At 72.4% G+C, this 18,663-nt stretch carries 16 protein-coding genes; 11 read left to right on the top strand and 5 right to left on the bottom strand.

Features of this window, described 5'->3' with window-relative positions; all coding sequences use genetic code 11:
* Positions 1–26: 26 nt before the first annotated feature.
* Positions 27–1,184, top strand: a complete 1,158-nt coding sequence (locus tag ACFYQA_RS09305) for a D-alanine--D-alanine ligase family protein (protein ID WP_388913843.1) — start codon at positions 27–29, stop codon at positions 1,182–1,184.
* Positions 1,185–1,209: 25 nt separating this feature from the next.
* Here ACFYQA_RS09305 and ACFYQA_RS09300 read toward each other — a convergent pair whose 3' ends face one another.
* Both ACFYQA_RS09300 and ACFYQA_RS09295 read right to left on the bottom strand, forming a co-directional pair.
* On the bottom strand, positions 1,210–1,710 hold the full coding sequence (locus ACFYQA_RS09300) for a DUF3515 domain-containing protein (protein WP_388913840.1): 501 nt from the start codon (positions 1,708–1,710) through the stop codon (positions 1,210–1,212).
* A 20-nt stretch (positions 1,711–1,730) separates the two neighbouring features.
* Positions 1,731–1,964, bottom strand: a complete 234-nt coding sequence (locus ACFYQA_RS09295; RefSeq protein WP_004983019.1) for an Lrp/AsnC family transcriptional regulator — start codon at positions 1,962–1,964, stop codon at positions 1,731–1,733.
* 218 nt (positions 1,965–2,182) lie between these two features.
* Between ACFYQA_RS09295 and ACFYQA_RS09290 the strand changes: the two genes are divergently transcribed.
* Positions 2,183–3,148: a thiamine-phosphate kinase gene (locus ACFYQA_RS09290; protein ID WP_386406965.1), complete on the top strand. Its 966-nt coding sequence runs from the start codon at positions 2,183–2,185 to the stop codon at positions 3,146–3,148.
* Between the two features lie 77 nt (positions 3,149–3,225).
* The gene (gene thiD / locus ACFYQA_RS09285) at positions 3,226–4,065 is read left to right on the top strand and encodes a bifunctional hydroxymethylpyrimidine kinase/phosphomethylpyrimidine kinase (protein ID WP_388914089.1); all 840 of its coding nucleotides are present in this window, start codon (positions 3,226–3,228) and stop codon (positions 4,063–4,065) included.
* Between the two features lie 166 nt (positions 4,066–4,231).
* Here the strand turns inward: thiD and rpmB are convergent, their stop codons facing one another.
* Entirely contained in the window at positions 4,232–4,417 is a 186-nt protein-coding gene (gene rpmB / locus ACFYQA_RS09280) for a 50S ribosomal protein L28 (RefSeq protein WP_004924906.1), read from the bottom strand.
* Between the two features lie 267 nt (positions 4,418–4,684).
* On the opposite strand from rpmB, the gene ACFYQA_RS09275 reads away from it, so the two are divergent.
* Positions 4,685–6,403: a DAK2 domain-containing protein gene (locus ACFYQA_RS09275; protein ID WP_388913835.1), complete on the top strand. Its 1,719-nt coding sequence runs from the start codon at positions 4,685–4,687 to the stop codon at positions 6,401–6,403.
* Between the two features lie 481 nt (positions 6,404–6,884).
* On the opposite strand, the gene ACFYQA_RS09270 is transcribed toward ACFYQA_RS09275, so the two are convergent.
* Positions 6,885–9,914 carry a tetratricopeptide repeat protein gene (locus ACFYQA_RS09270; protein ID WP_388913832.1) on the bottom strand — a complete coding sequence of 1,010 codons (3,030 nt, stop codon included), beginning with the start codon at positions 9,912–9,914 and terminating at the stop codon, positions 6,885–6,887.
* Positions 9,911–11,761: an HSP90 family protein gene (locus tag ACFYQA_RS09265; RefSeq protein WP_388914086.1), complete on the bottom strand. Its 1,851-nt coding sequence runs from the start codon at positions 11,759–11,761 to the stop codon at positions 9,911–9,913. Before ACFYQA_RS09265 ends, ACFYQA_RS09270 begins: the two co-directional genes overlap by 4 nt.
* A 193-nt stretch (positions 11,762–11,954) precedes the next feature.
* Here ACFYQA_RS09265 and recG point away from each other — a divergent pair, with 193 nt between their 5' ends.
* From recG to rnc, 7 genes are all read left to right on the top strand, one after another.
* Positions 11,955–14,192, top strand: a complete 2,238-nt coding sequence (gene recG, locus ACFYQA_RS09260; RefSeq protein WP_388913829.1) for an ATP-dependent DNA helicase RecG — start codon at positions 11,955–11,957, stop codon at positions 14,190–14,192.
* Between the two features lie 62 nt (positions 14,193–14,254).
* Positions 14,255–14,842, top strand: coding sequence for a 16S rRNA (guanine(966)-N(2))-methyltransferase RsmD (gene rsmD, locus ACFYQA_RS09255; RefSeq protein WP_386406981.1), 588 nt, complete (start codon positions 14,255–14,257; stop codon positions 14,840–14,842).
* A gap of 26 nt (positions 14,843–14,868) precedes the next feature.
* Positions 14,869–15,348 carry a pantetheine-phosphate adenylyltransferase gene (gene coaD, locus ACFYQA_RS09250; RefSeq protein ID WP_386407172.1) on the top strand — a complete coding sequence of 160 codons (480 nt, stop codon included), beginning with the start codon at positions 14,869–14,871 and terminating at the stop codon, positions 15,346–15,348.
* 187 nt (positions 15,349–15,535) lie between these two features.
* Positions 15,536–16,675 carry a cell division initiation protein gene (locus ACFYQA_RS09245; RefSeq protein WP_388913826.1) on the top strand — a complete coding sequence of 380 codons (1,140 nt, stop codon included), beginning with the start codon at positions 15,536–15,538 and terminating at the stop codon, positions 16,673–16,675.
* A 195-nt stretch (positions 16,676–16,870) separates the two neighbouring features.
* A complete protein-coding gene (locus ACFYQA_RS09240; protein WP_386406987.1) occupies positions 16,871–17,515 on the top strand; it encodes a YceD family protein in 645 nt (214 codons plus the stop codon).
* A gap of 2 nt (positions 17,516–17,517) precedes the next feature.
* The gene (gene rpmF / locus ACFYQA_RS09235; protein WP_003951102.1) at positions 17,518–17,691 is read left to right on the top strand and encodes a 50S ribosomal protein L32; all 174 of its coding nucleotides are present in this window, start codon (positions 17,518–17,520) and stop codon (positions 17,689–17,691) included.
* Positions 17,692–17,698: 7 nt separating this feature from the next.
* On the top strand, positions 17,699–18,589 hold the full coding sequence (gene rnc, locus ACFYQA_RS09230) for a ribonuclease III (protein WP_388913823.1): 891 nt from the start codon (positions 17,699–17,701) through the stop codon (positions 18,587–18,589).
* The last annotated feature ends 74 nt before the right edge of the window (positions 18,590–18,663 follow it).

Raw genomic sequence — 18,663 nt, 5'->3', positions numbered from 1 at the left:
CGGCCACCGGGTACTCTCATCGCGATATGAGCACCCAGAACCTCCCCCAGAGCCCCGAGCAGCCGCCTCGCAAGCCGCGTGTGGCCATTGTGTTCGGCGGGCGCAGCTCCGAGCACGGGATCTCCGTCGTCACCGCCGGCGCCGTCCTCAAGGCCATCGACCGGGCGAAGTACGACGTCCTGCCGATCGGTATCACCCGGGACGGCCGCTGGGCACTCACCGCCGACGAACCGGACCGCATGGCGATCGTCGACCGGCTCCAGCCCAGCGTGGACCAGCTCACCGACGCTGCCGAGGGCACAGTGGTGCTCCCCCTCGATCCCGCGAACCGCGAAGTCGTCTACAGCGAGCCCGGTTCGGTACCGAAGGTGCTCGGCGACGTCGACGTCGTCTTCCCCGTACTGCACGGCCCCTACGGCGAGGACGGCACCCTGCAAGGACTCCTGGAGCTCTCCGGTATTCCCTACGTGGGCTCCGGGGTGCTCGCCTCCGCCGTCGGGCAGGACAAGGAGTACATGAAGAGGGTGTTCACCTCCTTCGGGCTCAAGGTCGGCCCGTACGTGGTGATCCGGCCCCGCGAGTGGGAGAACGACGAGTCCGCCGCCCGCAAGAAGATCATCGACTTCGCCGGTGAGCACGGCTGGCCCCTGTTCGTGAAACCCGCGCGGGCGGGCTCCTCGATCGGGATCACCAAGGTCGACGACCTCTCCGGCCTGGACGAGGCGATCGCCGAGGCCCAGCGGCACGACCCGAAGATCCTCGTGGAGGCCGCCCTGCGCGGCCGCGAGATCGAATGCGGAGTGCTGGAGTTCGAGGACGGCCCGCGTGCCTCGGTACCCGCCGAGATCCCCCCGCCCGACGCGCACGCGTACTACGACTTCGAGGCCAAGTACATCGACTCCACGCCCGGCATGGTGCCCGCACCGCTGACCGGCGAGGAGACGGCCGAGGTGCGCCGGCTGGCGGTGGAGGCGTTCGAGGCGGCGGGCTGCGAAGGCCTGGTGCGCGCGGACTTCTTCCTCACCGAGGACGGCGAGTTCGTCATCAACGAGATCAACACGATGCCCGGCTTCACGCCCATCTCGATGTACCCGAAGATGTGGCAGGCCACCGGCGTCGAGTACCCCGAGCTGGTGGACCGGCTGGTGCAGGCGGCGCTGCGACGGCGGACCGGACTGCGCTGAGGCGCCGGACGGGTTGAAGATCGAGCTAGGAGGCGATCCCCTCGGGGATCGCCTCCTTGACGGCGGGGGCGAGATCGATCAGTACGCCCGTGCTGTCCCGTCCGTCGGTCACCCGCACCTCGACATAGGCCTCACGGCTCGCGGTCGTGAAGCGGTGCGTCCCGTCGTCCTGCTGCTCCATCAGCCAGTCGACGCCGTCGACACCGCCCGCCATCGCCTTCGGGTCGTTGCCATTGGCCACCTTGGGATCCGTCATCTTCGGCGGTTGCCCGACACCGCACCGCAGTATGATCGCCTCGCCGCCCCAGCCCGCGGTCAGTGCGGACGCGGGTTCGGGATCGTCGCGATTCTCGCCGTCCACCTTCGCCGGCAGGACCTCGTCCAGGTTCCGGCACAGCTCGGTGACCTTCGCGTCCGGGCTGGGAACCGCCGCCGACGCGCTGTCGTCTGCTGAGGAGCAACCCGCGGTGGTGATCAGCAGGGCGAGGGCGGACAGGACGGCGTGGCGGTGACGGAAGCAGCTCACCGCCACAGGGTAGACGGGGGCTACAGATGGACGACCGGGCAGGTCAGGGTACGGGTGATGCCGTCCACTTGCTGGACCTTCGCGACCACCATGCGACCCAGGTCGTCGACGGTGTCGGCCTGGGCGCGCACGATGACGTCATAGGGTCCGGTCACGTCCTCGGCCTGGACGACTCCAGGGATCTTGCCGATCAGGTCGGCGACGGTCGACGCTTTGCCGACCTCCGTCTGGATCAAGATGTACGCCTGTACCACGAAACCTCCAGAGCGGCCACGAGGATCATGTGGGGAAAAGGAACGCCACGGTATCGCGTCACCGCTCGTCGCGGGGAGACCTGCGGAAACCGGGCCCCGCGCGCCGGGGTACGGACTGGACACAAGTTGACGGTCACTTCGACCGTAGCGAGGGCAGGGACGACTCGCGACCGGGAACGGAACCGGGCACGGACCGGGACAGAAGGGGAGCTGGGGACATGAAGGGCACGGTCGGTGAGCTCGGGGAGTTCGGGCTCATCAGGGAGCTCACCTCCCGCCTCACCACCACCCCGGCGGTCCGGATCGGCCCCGGCGACGACGCCGCCGTGGTCGCCGCGCCCGACCGGAGGGTCGTGGCCAGCACCGACGTCCTGCTCGAGGGCAGGCACTTCCGCCGGGACTGGTCCACCGCCTACGACGTCGGCCGCAAGGCCGCCGCGCAGAACCTCGCGGACATCGCCGCCATGGGCGCGGTGCCGACCGCGCTGCTGCTCGCGCTGGTCGTCCCGGGCGAACTGCCGGTGACCTGGCCCTCCGAGCTGATGGACGGACTGCGCGACGAGTGCCAGGTGGCGGGGGCGGCGGTGGTCGGCGGAGACGTCGTACGCGGTGACACGATCATGGTTTCGATCACCGCGCTCGGTGACCTGCGCAACCAGGAACCGGTGACCCGGGGCGGCGCACAGCCCGGCGACCTCGTCGCGGTGACCGGCTGGCTCGGCTGGTCCGCGGCCGGGTTCGCGGTGCTCTCGCGCGGCTTCCGCTCGCCGCGCGCCTTCGTCGAGGCGCACCGCCGGCCCGAACCGCCGTACCACGCGGGCCCCGCCGCGGCCGGGCTGGGGGCGACCTCGATGTGCGACGTGAGCGACGGACTGATCGCCGACCTCGGGCACATCGCCGAGGCCAGCAAGGTGCGCATCGACATCCGCTCCGGGGCGATCGACATCCCCTCCCAGATGAACGACATCGGGCAGGCCGTCGGCGTCGACCCCATGCAGTGGGTGCTGACCGGGGGAGAGGACCACGCGATCGTGGCCACCTTCCCGCCGGACGTGAAGCTGCCCGCCCGCTGGAAGGTGATAGGCGAGGTGCTCAACCCCTCGGCACTGCCCCAGGTGACGGTCGACGGGGCACCCTGGACCGCCCAGGGCGGCTGGGACCACTTCGGGGGCATCGAGTCATGAGCACCGGGAGCGGCGTGGGCACGGAGAACGTCGGAGATGCCGCGGGCGCCTCGGGTACCGGGGCCGTGCCGCCGAGAGTGCCGCCGAGGGTGCTGACGGTCGCCGGCTCGGACTCCGGCGGAGGCGCGGGGATCCAGGCCGACCTGAAGACGATGCTCGCGCTGGGCACCCACGGCATGAGCGTGATCACCGCGGTCACCGCGCAGAACTCCCTCGGCGTGCAGGGCGCCTGGCCGCTGCCGGTGGAGGCGGTACGGGCCCAGTACCGCAGCGTCGTCGACGACATCGGGGTCCAGGCGGTCAAGACAGGCATGCTCGCCTCCGCCGAACTCGTCGAGGCGGTGGCCGGACTGCTCGTCGGCAGCCGGGCGCCGGTGGTCGTCGACCCGGTGGGGGTCTCCAAGCACGGGGACGCGCTGCTGGCGGCCTCCGCGCTCGACTCCGTACGGACGAAGCTGCTGCCGATCGCGACCGTGGCCACGCCGAACCTGGACGAGGTGACCCAGCTCACCGGTGTGCGGGCACGGTCGGAACGGGACTTCCGCCTGGCCGCGGAAGCGGTGCTGGCGTTCGGACCGCAGTGGGTCGTGATCAAGGGCGGCCATCTCGCCGGGGATTCGGGCGAGGCCGTCGACCTGCTCACGGACGGTTCACAGGAACACTGGCTGCGCGCCCCGAGGTACGACAACCGGCACACCCACGGCACGGGCTGCACCCTCGCCTCGGCGATCGCCGCGCAGTTGGCGAAGGGACAGTCGGTGCCTCGGGCGGTGACGGCCGCCAAGGAGTACGTCACGGGGGCGATCGCGGCCGGGTTCTCGCTGGGCGCCGGTATCGGGCCGGTGGATCACGGCTGGGCGCTCGGGCGGGGGAACGGCACAGGGGCCGGGTCCGGGGCCGGGGCCGGCGGGAGCTGAGGCGGACCCGGGCCGGGAACGGCAGCGTGGGCAACGGGGAGACAGGGCAACGGGGCGACAGGGCCCATGCTGCCCGGGCCGCGTGCGGGCATGGCAAAAAGCCGGCCCACCCGAGGTGGACCGGCTCAGTGCGGTGAACCAGCTGTGGCCGCGCGCTCCGAGAGCGTCAGCGCGAGACCTTGCCGGCCTTGATGCACGAGGTGCAAGCGTTCACGCGCTTCGGCGTCCCGCCCACCACGGTACGCACACGCTGGATGTTCGGGTTCCAGCGACGGGGCGTACGGCGGTGCGAGTGCGAGATGTTGTTGCCGAAGCCCGGCCCCTTGCCACAGACGTCGCAGTTGGCAGCCACGGGTCACTCCAAAGACTTCAGATGCACTTACGGTTGATCCCGGCATGCCGGGATCAGAACTCCGGAACTCGAGGAGTTCTTGGGAATCTGAGTGGCTCTGCCAGGGAGAGGCCCGATTCGGATCGGGCAACCGGAGCAGCATACAACGGCTGAACCAGTAGAACGAAACCAGCATGGCAGCTCAGCGGCCCGCTCCGGCCCGCTTCCGCCGTCCGGCCCCCCGAGGTCTACGCTGCGTGACACGTCCGGCAGCTCAGGGAGGCGCAGGTGGCGCAGGTGCCGCAGACATTCTTCGATGCTCTCGCGGTGCGTGCCTGGTGCGGACTCGCGCTCGACGCCCTGGGGCGCGCGCGTGAGGAGATCGACGCGATCAACGTCTACCCCGTGGCGGACGGGGACACCGGTACGAATCTCTATCTGACGGTCGAGTCCGCGGCCACGGCGGTCGAGGCGGTGTTCGCGGGCTACGCGGCGGAGGGACCCGAGGGGCCCACGCTGGCCGACGCGGCGCGGGCGATGGCCCACGGGGCGCTGATCGGCGCCCGCGGCAACTCGGGGACGATCCTGGCGCAGCTGCTGCGGGGGATGGCGCAGGTGCTGGCCGGGGACGAGGCGGCCCACGCCGACGGGCCGGGGCTGCGGCGCGCCCTGCGGACCGCGGCCGACTCCGCGCGCCGGGCCGTGGCCCACCCCGTGGAGGGCACCGTGCTCACCGTCGCCTCGGCCGCCGCCGACGCGGCCGGCGGCGCGGAGGGCGACTGCGGGGAGGTGGCGCGGGCGGCCTACGACGGCGCCCGCACGGCCCTCGCCGCGACGCCGGGCCAGCTGGCCGTGCTCCGGCGGGCGGGCGTGGTGGACGCGGGCGGCCGGGGGCTGGTGGCGGTGCTCGCGGCCCTGGTGGAGACGTTCACAGGAGAGACGCCGGGAGGGCCCGTGCCCGGAGCGTACGGGAACACCGCCGGGACGTACCCGCGCGTACGACCCGGAACCCACGCGGGCGCGGAGCACGACGAACCCGCCGAATGCGCCGACGGCGGGGAAGTGACGGAGGGCACGGTCACCGGGCCCGCCTACGAGGTGATCTACCTCCTGGAAGCCGAGGACACGGCCGTGGAGCGGTTGCGGCAGCGGCTCGACGGCCTCGGGGACTCGCTCGTCGTGGTCGGCGGGGACGGACTGTGGAACGTCCACGTCCATGTCGACGACGCCGGAGCCGCCGTGGAGGCGGGAGTCGAGGCAGGGCGCCCGCACCGTATCCGGATCACGCACTTCGACGCCGGTGACGCCCATGCCCCGGGCGCCGGCCGTCCGCCCGCGGAACGCACCGCGCGGGCCGTGGTGGCCGTGGTGCCCGGCGAAGGGCTGGCGGGCCTGTACACCGGGGCCGGCGCGACCACGGTGCTGGCCCGCCCCGGCGAGCCGCCCGCCAGCGGTGAGCTCGTCGAGGCCGTACGCCGGGCCCACGCGCACGAGGTGGTGCTGCTGCCCAACGACGCCGAGCTGCGCCACACCGCCGCCGCGGCGGCCGAACAGGCCCGCGCCGAGGGGCTCAGGGTGGCCCTCATCCCGACCCGTTCCGCGGTCCAGGGCATCGCGGCGCTCGCGGTGCACGAGCCGGAGCGCCGTTTCGACGAGGACGTGGTGGCGATGACCTCGGCGGCGGGCGCGACCCGGTACGCCGAGATCGCCGTCGCCGAACGGCAGTCCTGGACCATGGCGGGCATCTGCCAGGCCGGCGACGTCCTCGGCCTCATCGACGGCGACGTGGCCGTGATCGGCGACGACGTCGCAGCCACCGCCACGGCCGTCCTGGACCGCATGCTCTCCGCCGGCGGCGAGATGGTCACCCTGGTCCTCGGCGACGAAACCCCCCACACCGTCGCCACCCACCTGGAGACCCACGTCCGCGAGGGCTACCTGGCCGTCGACACGGTCCTCTACCAGGGCGGCAGACAGGGCGCCCTGCTCCTCATCGGAGTGGAGTGAGGACGGTCCCCCGCGCGGCGGCCCGAGCCGTGTCGTTCGCCGGCTTCCGCTCCGCGCCGTTGGCCCGAACCGCCCGGTCACAGGGGGTGGGAGGCCCCTGTGCGGCTGCTGCGGACGTCTGTAGGCGCCCGGCCGCGCCCGCGTGGGAGGGGGCCCTGTACGGCAGTCCTGCTCGGCCCTGCTGCCGGACGTCTCGGTCCTGCGCCCCCGCCGGACGACGACGGCCGGACGCGCGGGCGGTCGTCGCCGTGTTGTTGTCGATCGCCGGCTTCCGCTCCGCGACCTTGGCCCCGGCCGCTCGGTTGCGCAGGCGTGGGAAGGGTCCCACCTACGGACGTCCTGCTCGGCCCCGCTGCCGGACGTCACCGGTCCCGCGCCCACGCCTGACCGGTGACGGGCGGCAGCGCCTGACCGATGGGGGGCGGCCGCGCGCGAGGGTGTTACGGGGCAGCCCGGCCCGCGCGGCCGTCGTCCGGCGGGCTCAGTTCTCCACCGGCTCCCGCTTCTCCCGCGTGACGGTGTTCAGGAGGCGCTCCGCCTCGCCGCGCAGGGACCGGGCCGCCTCGTCCTCCTCCGGGGCGCTCCCGTGGGCGGTCAGGACGGCACGCGCGCGTGCGGCCGCGTCCGCGGGACGGCCCAGGTCGGCCTCCAGCCAGGCCGCGGCCAGTTCGGCCCGGGAGCGGTCCTGGAGGGCGTCCGGGCCCAGGAGCGCGAACGCGGCGATCGCCCGGTCCAGAGCGGTCACGGCCTCCTCGAACAGGATCTCCCCGTCGTCGTCCGTGGCCCCTGCGTCCTCCACCCGTACCAGCAGGTCCGCGAACTGCCGGTGGGTGTGGCCGAGATCGGCGGTGAGACGCGCACGGGTCCCGTCGTCCGGGGCCGCGTCCACCGCTGCCTCGCACTCCTCGACCGCGTTCGTCATCAGCGCACGTGCCCCGTCCGGGCCCGCTTCCCCGCGCAGCGTGAGCCACGCGCGGGCGCGCAGCGAGCGCACCAGACCGGGCACGTCGCCGACCGCGCGCCACAGCTCGCCCGCACGCGCGTAGGCCCGCTCCGCCTCGTCGGCCAGGCCCGCCTGCTCCAGGCTGGACGCGGCCAGATGGGCCAGCGTCGCGTGGTCCTGCTGCTCCGGCCAGTCCCGGGCGATCCCGGCGGCCTGCAACCGCCGCTCGGCGGCGGCCCGGTGCTCGCCCAGCTCACCGAGGCAGTCCCCGAGCCACCAGAGCGTCTGTACGACCGCCCCCTCGCCGTGCGTCCCGGCGGTCACGTCGGGCAGTACGGACTCCAGCACCTCGGCGGCCTCGGCCCACCGCCCGCGCCGCAGCAGGAACCCGCCGAGCTGATGCCGCGCCCAGGCCCCCAGCGTCGGTCCCTCGCCCGCCTCGTCGGCCCAGTGCGCCGCCTCCAGGGCGTGGTCCGCGGCCTCCGCCACCCGCCCGAGCCCGCCGGTGATCTCGGCGAGCTGCAGATGAAGCTGCGCCCGCCCGACCGGCTCCAGGTACGGCCCGCCGTGCTCCAGGGCCGCCCGCAGCGCCCGTTCGGTGCCGTCGACGTCGCCGAGATGATGGGTGAGCTGCGCCAGCCGGGCCTCGTACTCCACCGCGAACCACGGCAGCCCCGCCGCGACGAACGCCCCGGCGGCCCGCGCGGACAGTTCCGCGGCGGTTTCCACGTCCCCGGCGCGCCCCGCCAGCTCGCCGAGCATCGCCTGCGCCTCGGCGGCCCGCGCGGCGAGCCGTACGTCCTCGCCGGTGTGCTCCTCCACGAGCGCGAGCACCGCGCGTACGGCGGTCACGGCCTCCTCCAGGACGGCCTCCTCCAGGACGGCCTCCTGGAGGTCCTCCCCGGCGGCGTGCACGCGCCGGATCAGGATCCGTGCCCGTGCCATCAGCACCGACGCCGTCTGCCGCAGGCCCGTACCGCCGCCGGCGTACAGCGAGAGCACCTCCTCATGCGGCCCGGCCACCGCCGCGAGCGCCTCGTCCACCCGGCCCGCCAGCGCATGGACGTACGCGGCACGCGCGCGTGCCGCCAGGGCCTCCCCGGGGTCGCCCGCCTCCGCGTACAGCTCGGCGGCCCGCTCGAAGAGGCCGGTGGCCTCGGGGCCGAGGGCCATCGCCTCGTGGTCGGCGATTTCCGCGCGGTCGCGGGGCTCCAGGACGACGTCGCTCCCCGCTGCCTCTGCCTCCTGGGCGGCCTGCGCCACCGCCGCCCACGCCTCCACGGCGTGCGGCTGCAGGGTGTCCGACATCCGCCGCGCCTCGACGAGCAGCGCGGGCAGGGCGGGGGCGGGCGGCGCGGAATCGCCGGAGGACTGCGTGCCGGGTGCCGCTGGCGCCTCGGCACCCGGCGCCACCGGCCCTGCCGGGCGCTCGGGCGCGCGTACCGGGGACGTGTTCGACGGCCGTACGCCGAGCGGCAGCCGGTCCACCAGCGGGCGGCGCGCCATCCGCGCGCGGGCCCGCTCGCTGACGTACTCCGTGCCGTTGCGCTCGTCGAAACGGGCCGCCAGAGCGAGCGCCCGGTCCCGCGCGTGCGGGGCGAGTTCCGCGGCGGTCCAGGTCCGCCCGGCCGGACCGGGGACCTGAGTGCCGCCCAGGCCGAGCCCGGTCAGCCGGTCCATGAGCAGCGTCACCACGCTCAGAAAGTCCAGCCTGCTGCGCGGATGACCCTCGTCGGTGAAGTAGGCGGGCCGTTCCGCGAGCAGTTCGAGGGCGCGCGCCTCGTTGCCGCTCAGCGCGCAGAACTCCACGTGGTCCGCGTAGGCGCCGCGCATGCTCTCCATGGGCCGGACCAGCCGGAAACCGCGCAGATGGTGGGCGCGCGCCTCGTCCGCGCGGCCCAGCCGCAGCAGCGACAGCAGGGAGGACGCGAGCGCCGTGTGCGGTTCGTGGGCGCAGGTGAACTCGCCCTCCAGGACCGGCCGCCACAGCTCCAGCGCCTCCGCGTCCCGCCCGTTCTGCGCCTGCCACCAGCCCTGCCCGTGCAGTTCGCACGCATGGCAGTCGGCCATGGTGTCCCGGTCTGCGGCCAGCCACGCGGCGTACGCCCGCTCGGCCCGCGGCATGTCCCCGACATGCGCGGCCACACTGAACTCGGCGCTGCGCAGCGCTCGTTCGGAATGACCGGCCAGCCGGTAGCGGTGCTCCATCTCGCCGAGCCACTTCTCGATCGACGTGAGCGGGATGTGCGGCTGGTCGAGCATGCCGGCCGACATCCACTTGAAGACCCAGTGCAGTGAATGCGTCTCGTACGCGTCGAAGTCCTCGGGTCGCTCGTCCCACATGCGCAGCAGCCGCGCGAAGGGGACGAACATCTTTCCCTTCTCCGAGCTGTAGTTGTAGACCTTCAACTGGTGCCCGAGCGCCTCGATGACGGCGAGCGGGATGTTCAGCTTCTCGGCTTCGAGCAGCAGGTGCTCCGCGCGCGCGTTGCGGGCCGGCCCCTCCGGCTGCTCGGAGTTCTCGCCCATCGCGCGGCGCAGGGAATCGAAATCGGTGATCGAGCTCATCGGTGGGAGCCCCCCGTGGACTCGTCGTCGTGGGTGGCCCACTCCAGCAGGCCGAGGAACGCCCGGTTGAGCAGCGCCGAGTCGGCCGGCCGCAGCTGCCGCTGCGCCATCAGCAGCGCCTGTCCGTACAGCGACTCGGCCGCGGTGCCGATGAGTTCGGTGTCGCCCAGCGAACCGATCCGCCGCACCAGCGGGTTGAGATGATTGAGCACCAGGCGTGCCCGCGGGGCACTGCCGCGCAGCGATCCGAGAATGCCGGCCCACAGGTCGTCGGCCCCCGACTCCGCCTCGGCGCGCGCCTGTTCGTGCCGGGACTCCCGGTCGTCCAGGTGCAGCGCGGGCACGGACAGCGGGTGGAACGCGCGCAGGACGACGTCACAGCCCAGCGGATCCAGTCTGGCCCGCGCGGCGGCCAGGAAGCCCGACAGGGCCAGCTCCTCGGCCGGGTCCACCGCGTCCAGATGGGCGGTGACCGTGTCCGCGTCCAGCTCGGCGACCACGGTGCCCGGCCGCACCGCCGGTAGCGCCTCGACCAGCTCGCTGTCGTACGTGTAACCGCCGTTGACCACGCCGATGCCCTGCGCGGACGCGATCGGCGCGACCTGCCGGTACTCCTCGACCGTCCGCGTGAAGTGCACCGTCGGGTGCCGCTGCGCGAACTCCTCCAGGGACAGCCGCCCGTCCGTCGTCTCGAACGGCAGCCAGGGCAGCATGGTGCGCAGCATCTCCCGGTCGTGCCGCGCCAGCGCCTTCACCCCCAGGTGGTGCACCGACAGGAACGCCGCGAGCCGCTCCGGGTCACCGGCGGCCAGTCCGGTCAGCCAGCCGCGGACCCGCTCGCCCAGCGCCTCGCGGACCCCGGCCAGCGTCTCGTCCTCGTACAGCGACTCGCGTGAGGCCGTGGGCCGCAGACTGTCGGTGTCCAGGACGCAGCGCACGAAGAAGGCCCAGTCGGGCAGCAGCTCTTCGGCCCGCTCGGTCAGCAGCATGCCCTTCAGGTGCACGCGGTGCCCCGCGCGCCGGACCGGGCTGACCGCCGAGGGCAGCACGTACGCCACTCCGCGCACTCCGGCCAGTGGCACGTCCAGGTCGATGGAGTCCAGCGGGGTGAAGCCGAACAGGTCGTGACAGTGCCGGGCGAGCGCCACCCTGCGGGCCGCGGGGCTCGGATACGCGCGGTCCCAGGGCGCGGGCAGCTCGGAGACCGCCTCCTCGCCCACCCGCACGTCGTACGGCAGCAGTGAGCCGAAGTCCCGGGCCAGCGACAGGACCCGCTCCTCGGCCAGCCACTCGGCGGACCCGGCCCGCGCCACCAGGTGCACGGTGGTGCCCGGTTCGGGCCGCGCCTCGTGCGGCAGCGTCCGCACCGTGTACGAACCGTCGTCGCGCGCCGTCCACTCCACGGGCGGCGCGTCGGGCATCCGCGAGCTGCGGCTGACCACACGGATCCGCTCGGCCACCACGAAGCAGGCGAGCAGCCCGATGCCGAACTGCCCGAGGAAGTCCGAGCGGGCCTCCTGCAGACCCTCGGCGCGCTTGGAACTGCGCCCGATGGTGGCGAGCAGACGGTGCATGTCCGCCTCGGTGAGGCCGACGCCGGTGTCCTCCACCCGCAGCGCGCCCGCCTCCACGGACAGCCGCACGCGGGCGGGGGCGTCCGGATCCTCGGCGCGGCGGGCGGTGATGGCGTCCACCGCGTTCTGCAGCAGCTCGCGCAGATAGACCCTGGGACTGGAGTAGAGGTGATGGGAGAGCAGGTCCACCAGGCCGCGGAGGTCGACCTGGAACGTATGGGGTGATGGGGGCGGACCGGATGCCTGGGGTGCCTGAGAGATCTGGGAGTCCATCGTCACGGCGCCGGTGGGGGGACTCTTGACGGCGCGGGGTCGGGCGGTCCCGGTGAGGCGGTGACCGCGGGGATGGCCGGAGCGTTGGCGCGTCATCCTAGAGCCCAGGACACTCCTCTGACCAGGGAATTCCCGATCGGGTCGAGGGCGTCACGGCACCGCTGTTCCCGCATTGTCAGCCCCGTGGTGTGCAATGGATCCCGTGCCCGCACTGCAAGAACCGTCCCAGGACCCACTGCAACAGCCGCTGAAGTCGGTGCTCGGCCCTCCCACCGCGAAGGTGATGGCCGAGTACCTCGGCCTGCACACGGTCGGCGACCTCCTCCACCACTACCCCCGCAGATACGAGGAGCGCGGCCAGCTCACCCACCTCGCCGACCTCCCCATGGACGAGCACGTCACCGTGGTCGCCCAGGTCGCCGACGCCCGCCTGCACACCTTCGCCTCCACCAAGGCCCCGCGCGGCAAGGGCCAGCGCCTGGAGGTCACCATCACGGACGGCAGCGGCCGGCTCCAACTCGTCTTCTTCGGCAGCGGAGTCCACAAGCCGCACAAGGAACTCCTGCCGGGCACCCGCGCGATGTTCGCCGGCAAGGTCTCCGTCTTCAACCGCCGCCTCCAGCTCGCCCACCCCGCGTACGAGTTGCTGCGAGGCGATCCGGAGGAGAGCGTCGAGACCTGGGCCGGCGCCCTCATCCCGCTCTACCCGGCCACCGCCAAACTGGAGTCCTGGAAGATCGGCAAGGCGCTCCAGACCGTGCTGCCCCACGCCCGGGACGCCGTGGACCCCCTCCCCGGCCCGCTGCGCGAGGGACGCGGCCTGCTCCCGCTCCCCGAGGCCCTGCTGAAGATCCACCGCCCGCACACCGGGGCGGACGTCGAGGACGCCCGCGCCCGCCTGAAATGGGACGAGGCCTTCGTCCTCCAGGTCGCCCTCGCCCGCCGCCGCCACACCGACACCCTGCTCCCCGCCGTCGCCCGCAGACCGCAGCCCGACGGCCTGCTGGCCGCCTTCGACGACCGGCTCCCCTTCACGCTCACCGACGGCCAGCGAAAGGTCTCCAAGGAGATCTTCGACGACCTCGCCACCGAACATCCGATGCACCGGCTGCTCCAGGGCGAGGTCGGCAGTGGAAAGACCTTGGTCGCCCTGCGCGCCATGCTCGCCGTCGTCGACGCCGGGGGACAGGCGGCCATGCTGGCGCCCACCGAGGTGCTCGCCCAGCAGCACCACCGGTCGGTCACCGAGATGATGGGCGAGCTGGCCGAGGGCGGCATGCTGGGCGGGGCGGAGAACGCCACGAAGGTGGTTCTGCTCACCGGCTCGATGGGCACGGCGGCCCGCCGCCACGCCCTGCTCGACCTGGTCACCGGTGAGGCCGGCCTCGTGATCGGCACCCACGCGCTGATCGAGGACAAGGTGCAGTTCCACGACCTGGGCCTGGTCGTCGTCGACGAGCAGCACCGGTTCGGCGTCGAACAGCGCGACGCCCTGCGCGGCAAGGGCAAACAGCCCCCGCACCTGCTCGTCATGACCGCCACCCCCATTCCGCGCACGGTCGCGATGACCGTCTTCGGCGACCTGGAGACCTCCGTCCTCGACCAGCTCCCGGCCGGCCGCTCGCCCATCGCCAGCCATGTCGTCCCCGCCGCCGACAAGCCCCACTTCCTGGCCCGCGCCTGGGAGCGGGTCCGCGAGGAGGTCGAGAACGGCCACCAGGCGTACGTGGTCTGTCCGCGCATCGGTGACGAGGAGGACGACCCGAAGAAGGCCGGGAAGGCGAAGCCCGCATCCTCCGCGGACGACGCCGAGAAACGTCCGCCGCTCGCCGTCCTCGACGTCGCCGCACACCTGGCCGAGGGGCCTCTGAGCGGCCTCCGCGTGGAGGTCCTGCACGGCAGGATGCAGCCGGACGACAAGGACGCCGTCATGTGCCGCTTCGCCGCCGGTGAGACCGATGTCCTGGTCGCCACCACCGTCATCGAGGTCGGTGTCAACGTCCCCAACGCCACCGCCATGGTGATCATGGACGCGGACCGCTTCGGCGTCTCACAGCTCCATCAGCTGCGCGGCCGGGTCGGCCGCGGCTCGGCCCCCGGCCTGTGCCTGCTCGTCACCGAGATGCCCGGGGCGAGCCCGGCCCGGCAGCGGCTCGGCGCGGTCGCCGACACCCTCGACGGCTTCGAACTCTCCCGCCTCGACCTCGAACAGCGCCGCGAGGGCGACGTCCTGGGCCAGGCCCAGTCCGGCACCCGCTCCAGCCTGCGCATGCTCGCCGTCATCGACGACGAGGAGATCATCGCCCAGGCCCGGGAGGAGGCCACCGCGGTCGTCGCCGCCGACCCCGAACTGGAGCGCCTGCCGGGACTGCGCACCGCGCTGGCGGCTCTGCTGGACGACGAGAGGGAGCAGTACCTGGAGAAGGGCTGACAGACTGGGACGGCCGGCCTCCGGGAACCGGGCGGCACACCGACAAGGACAAGGACGAGGACATGACCCGCGTGATCGCCGGCCGGGCAGGCGGACGCCGCCTGGACGTACCGCCGGGCGACGGCACCCGTCCCACCTCCGACCGCGCGCGCGAAGGCCTGTTCTCCACCTGGCAGGCCCTCCTCGGCGGCCCGCTGGACGGCGAGCGCGTCCTCGACCTGTACGCCGGTTCCGGCGCCGTCGGCCTGGAGGCCCTGTCCCGGGGAGCCGGACACAGCCTTTTGGTCGAGGCCGATGCCAGAGCCGTCCGCACGGTCCGGGACAACGTCAGGGCACTGGGGCTGCCCGGCGCCGAGATCAGACCGGGCAAAGCGGAACAGATCATCCGTACGCCCCCGCCGGCCGAACCGTACGGCATCGTCTTCCTCGACCCCCCGTACGCCGTCTCCGACGACGATCTCCGCGAGATCCTGCTCACACTCCGTACCGGGGGCTGGCTCACCGACGAAGCCCTCGTCACCGTGGAGCGCAGCACCAGAGGCGGGGAATTCGCGTGGCCGCCCGGCTTCGAAGCGCTCCGGGCCCGTCGCTACGGAGAGGGAACGTTTTGGTACGGTCGCGCCGCCTCTACGTGCGAAGACGCACGATGACCGGACCGGAGAGCGAGGGATCACCAGTGCGCCGCGCCGTCTGCCCCGGGTCGTTCGACCCGATCACCAATGGACATCTCGACATCATCGCCCGAGCCTCGAGTCTCTACGACGAGGTCTACGTCGCGGTGATGATCAACCAGTCCAAGAAGGGCCTCTTCGAGGTCGAGGAACGGATCGACCTGATCGGCCGGGTCACCGCCGAGTACGGGAACGTCCGGGTCGAGGCCTTCCACGGCCTGCTCGTCGACTTCTGCAAGGAGCGTGACATCCCCGCGATCGTCAAGGGCCTGCGCGCGGTCAGCGACTTCGACTACGAGCTGCAGATGGCCCAGATGAACAACGGCCTCTCGGGCGTGGAAACCCTCTTCATCCCCACCAACCCGACCTACAGCTTCCTGTCGTCCTCCCTGGTCAAGGAGGTCGCGACCTGGGGCGGCGACGTCTCGCACCTGGTGCCCCCGGAGGTCTTCTCCGTCCTCTCCGAGCGCCTGCGCAAGGACTGAGAGCCACCCGCGCACGCTCCGCCGCGCCGCTCGCGCACGCACTGAGCGCCCGGCGGAGCCGGACAGCCCACGGGCCGGGGACCGACGGCCCCCGGGCGATCCGACGGCAGGTGTTCCCCACCCGCCCCAGGGCCTTACAGTCGTTGCGTCCGTCTCCAACACAGCTGTAGAGAGTGGCGAGCACACGGTGGACGTGCAGAAGAAGCTGGACGAGATCGTCGACCTGGTCTCCGGGGCCCGCTCGATGCCCATGTCGGCCTCGTGCGTGGTCAACCGCGCCGACCTGCTCTCGATGCTCGAAGAGGTGCGCGCGGCGCTGCCCGACTCCCTCGCCCAGGCGCAGGAACTGATCGGCGGCCGCGAGCAGATGGTCGAGCAGGCGCGTCAGGAGGCCGAGCGGATCATCGAGGGCGCACACGCCGAGCGCGGCTCCCTGATCTCCGGCACCGAGGTCGCCCGCCGCTCCCAGTCCGAGGCCGACCGGATTCTCGGCGAGGCCCGCAAGGAGGCCGAGGAGGTCCGCGCCGAGGCCGACGACTACGTCGACTCCAAGCTCGCCAACTTCGAGGTCGTCCTCACCAAGACCATCGGTTCCGTCGGCCGCGGCCGCGAGAAGCTGCTCGGCACCGGACCCGGTCCCGACCACCAGGGCTACGTGGACCCTGAAGAGGACGACGCCCCCGAGCGCAGCCACGACCCGGAGACCCTGCGCCGCACCGCCGACGAGTACGTCGACATCAAGCTCGGTGCCTTCGAGGCGGTCCTCGCCAAGACCCTGGACGCGGTCGGCCGGGGCCGCCAGACCCTGCACGGCCGGATCGCCAGCGACGACCTCGGCGCCCTCGCCGAGGACATGACGACGGTTCAGCACTCCAGCGACGCCGACTACCTCGCCGACCTCGCGGCCATGTCGGACGCCCCGGCCCGGCCCGCCCGGCCCCAGCAGGCCGCGCCCGAGCAGCCCCGGCAGGCGCCGCAGGCCGCCCAGCAGGATTACGCCCAGCAGGAACAGATGTACGGCTACGCGCAGCAGAACCAGCAGCCCGATCCGTACGGCGGCTACCAGCAGCAGCAGCAGCAGTACGGCGGCGGACAGGACGCCTACGGCTACCCGCAGCAGGCCCCCGCTCAGCAGGCCGACCCGTACGCCGCCTACCAGGGTTACGAGACGCCGCAGCAGCCGGCCTACGACCCCGGGCAGGGCCGGCAGGACTACGCCCCGCAGCAGCAGAACCCGGCGGCCCTCGACGAAACCAGCCTCTTCGACACCGGCATGATCAGCGCCGAACAGCTGCGTGCCTACGAACAGGGCCGCGGCAACGGCTGACCGTTCGGCCACGGCCCGGGCGGCGCCCGGCCCCCCAGCCTGTCACCGGCCCGGATTGGGACGAGAGCCGAAGGTCCAGTATCCTGGCTCATCGGTCGTGTGTGCGCTGCTCCGAATCCGTAGACGTCCGCGATCCACGCTGCCCGGGAACATCACTGGACAGTGTTTCTCCGAGCTCGAAGATCGAAAGCAGGAATGGTTCTGAACGCCCGCCTCGACCACCGCAATCCCCTCGTGTTCGACACGCACGAGCTGGGACGGAGGCCGGGCGCGCTGCAGCGCCTGACCCGCTCGATCGAAGCGCCCAGGGACCTCGGGATCCAGGGAGTCATCGGAGTGCCGGAAGGCGCCCCGGTGGAGCTCGGACTCCGGCTCGAGTCGGTCATGGAGGGTGTGCTTGTCACAGGCACCGCCCGTGCGACGGCCGAGGGGGAGTGCGTAAGGTGTCTGGAGCCGCTCGAGCAGGAGCTCGTCGCGGAATACCAGGAGATGTTCTCGTACCCTGACGCCGACGACCGGGGCCGCTCGAAGGCGGAACCGGGCGACGACGCCGAGGACGACGAGGACAGGCTCCCTCTCGAGGACGGCATGTTCGACCTCGAGCCCGTGCTGCGTGATGCGGTGGTGCTCGCACTGCCGATGCAGCCGGTGTGCCAGGACGACTGCCCCGGCCTGTGCTCCGAGTGCGGAGCCCGGCTCGCGGACGACCCGGACCACCACCACGACGCCGTCGACATCCGTTGGGCGGCACTGCAGGGACTCGCCGGTTCACCCGAAGACGGCGAGAAGGACGACATGAGCGGCGCCGAACCGGGCGTCGACGAGAAGCAGGAGAAGTAGCCGTGGCTGTTCCGAAGCGGAAGATGTCGCGCAGCAACACGCGCCACCGCCGGTCGCAGTGGAAGGCTGCGGTCCCCACCCTGGTTGCGTGCGAGCGCTGCCACGAGCCCAAGCAGCAGCACATCGCGTGCCCGTCTTGCGGCACTTACAACAAGCGCCAGGTCCTCGAGGTCTGAGCGGCTGGTGAGAGGCACTGTGTCCACGCCCAAGAAGCAGTCGCCCCGCGTGAGCGGGAGCGGATCGGCGGACCACCAGGCCTCGTCCCACACGCTTCTGGAAGGGCGGCTCGGCTATCAGCTCGAGTCCGCCCTTCTGGTGCGCGCGCTGACCCACCGTTCCTACGCGTACGAGAACGGCGGTCTGCCGACGAACGAGCGGCTGGAGTTCCTCGGGGACTCCGTGCTCGGCCTCGTCGTCACGGACACGCTGTACCGCACCCACCCCGATCTGCCCGAAGGCCAGTTGGCCAAGTTGCGGGCCGCGGTGGTCAACTCGCGTGCGCTGGCGGAGGTGGGCCGCGGGCTCGACCTCGGTTCCTTCATCCGGCTCGGCCGTGGTGAAGAGGGCACAGGTGGCCGGGACAAGGCATCCATTCTCGCCGACACCCTCGAAGCGGTGATCGGCGCGGTCTATCTCGACCAGGGACTCGACTCGGCGGCGGAGCTGGTGCACCGTCTGTTCGACCCGCTGATCGAGAAGTCCTCCAACCTCGGTGCCGGCCTGGACTGGAAGACCAGTCTCCAGGAACTCACCGCGACCGAAGGACTCGGCGTACCCGAGTACCTGGTCACGGAGACCGGCCCCGACCACGAGAAGACCTTCACTGCTGCCGCCCGCGTCGGAGGCGTCTCGTACGGCACCGGCACCGGCCGCAGCAAGAAGGAGGCGGAACAGCAGGCCGCCGAGTCAGCCTGGCGGTCCATCCGGGCCGCTGCGGACGAACGAACCGAAGCGGCTTCCTCGGCCGAAGTGGCTTCCTCGACGGCCGAAGAGGCTGCCTCGACCGAAGCGGCCGGCCCGGTCGCCGACGCGAGCGCCGAGCCTGCTGCCGGTACGTCGTCGGCCTCCGCCTGACGATCCGTACACCATCATGCGGATCACGCGGCACCCGCGGTCTTCGGGGTGTTCGCGACACACGCAGAGCGCGA

Origin of the sequence: Streptomyces sp. NPDC005774 (assembly GCF_042871645.1) — a bacterium.
Lineage (GTDB): Bacteria > Actinomycetota > Actinomycetes > Streptomycetales > Streptomycetaceae > Streptomyces > Streptomyces pratens.
This window is presented reverse-complemented; position numbering and strand designations above follow the sequence as displayed.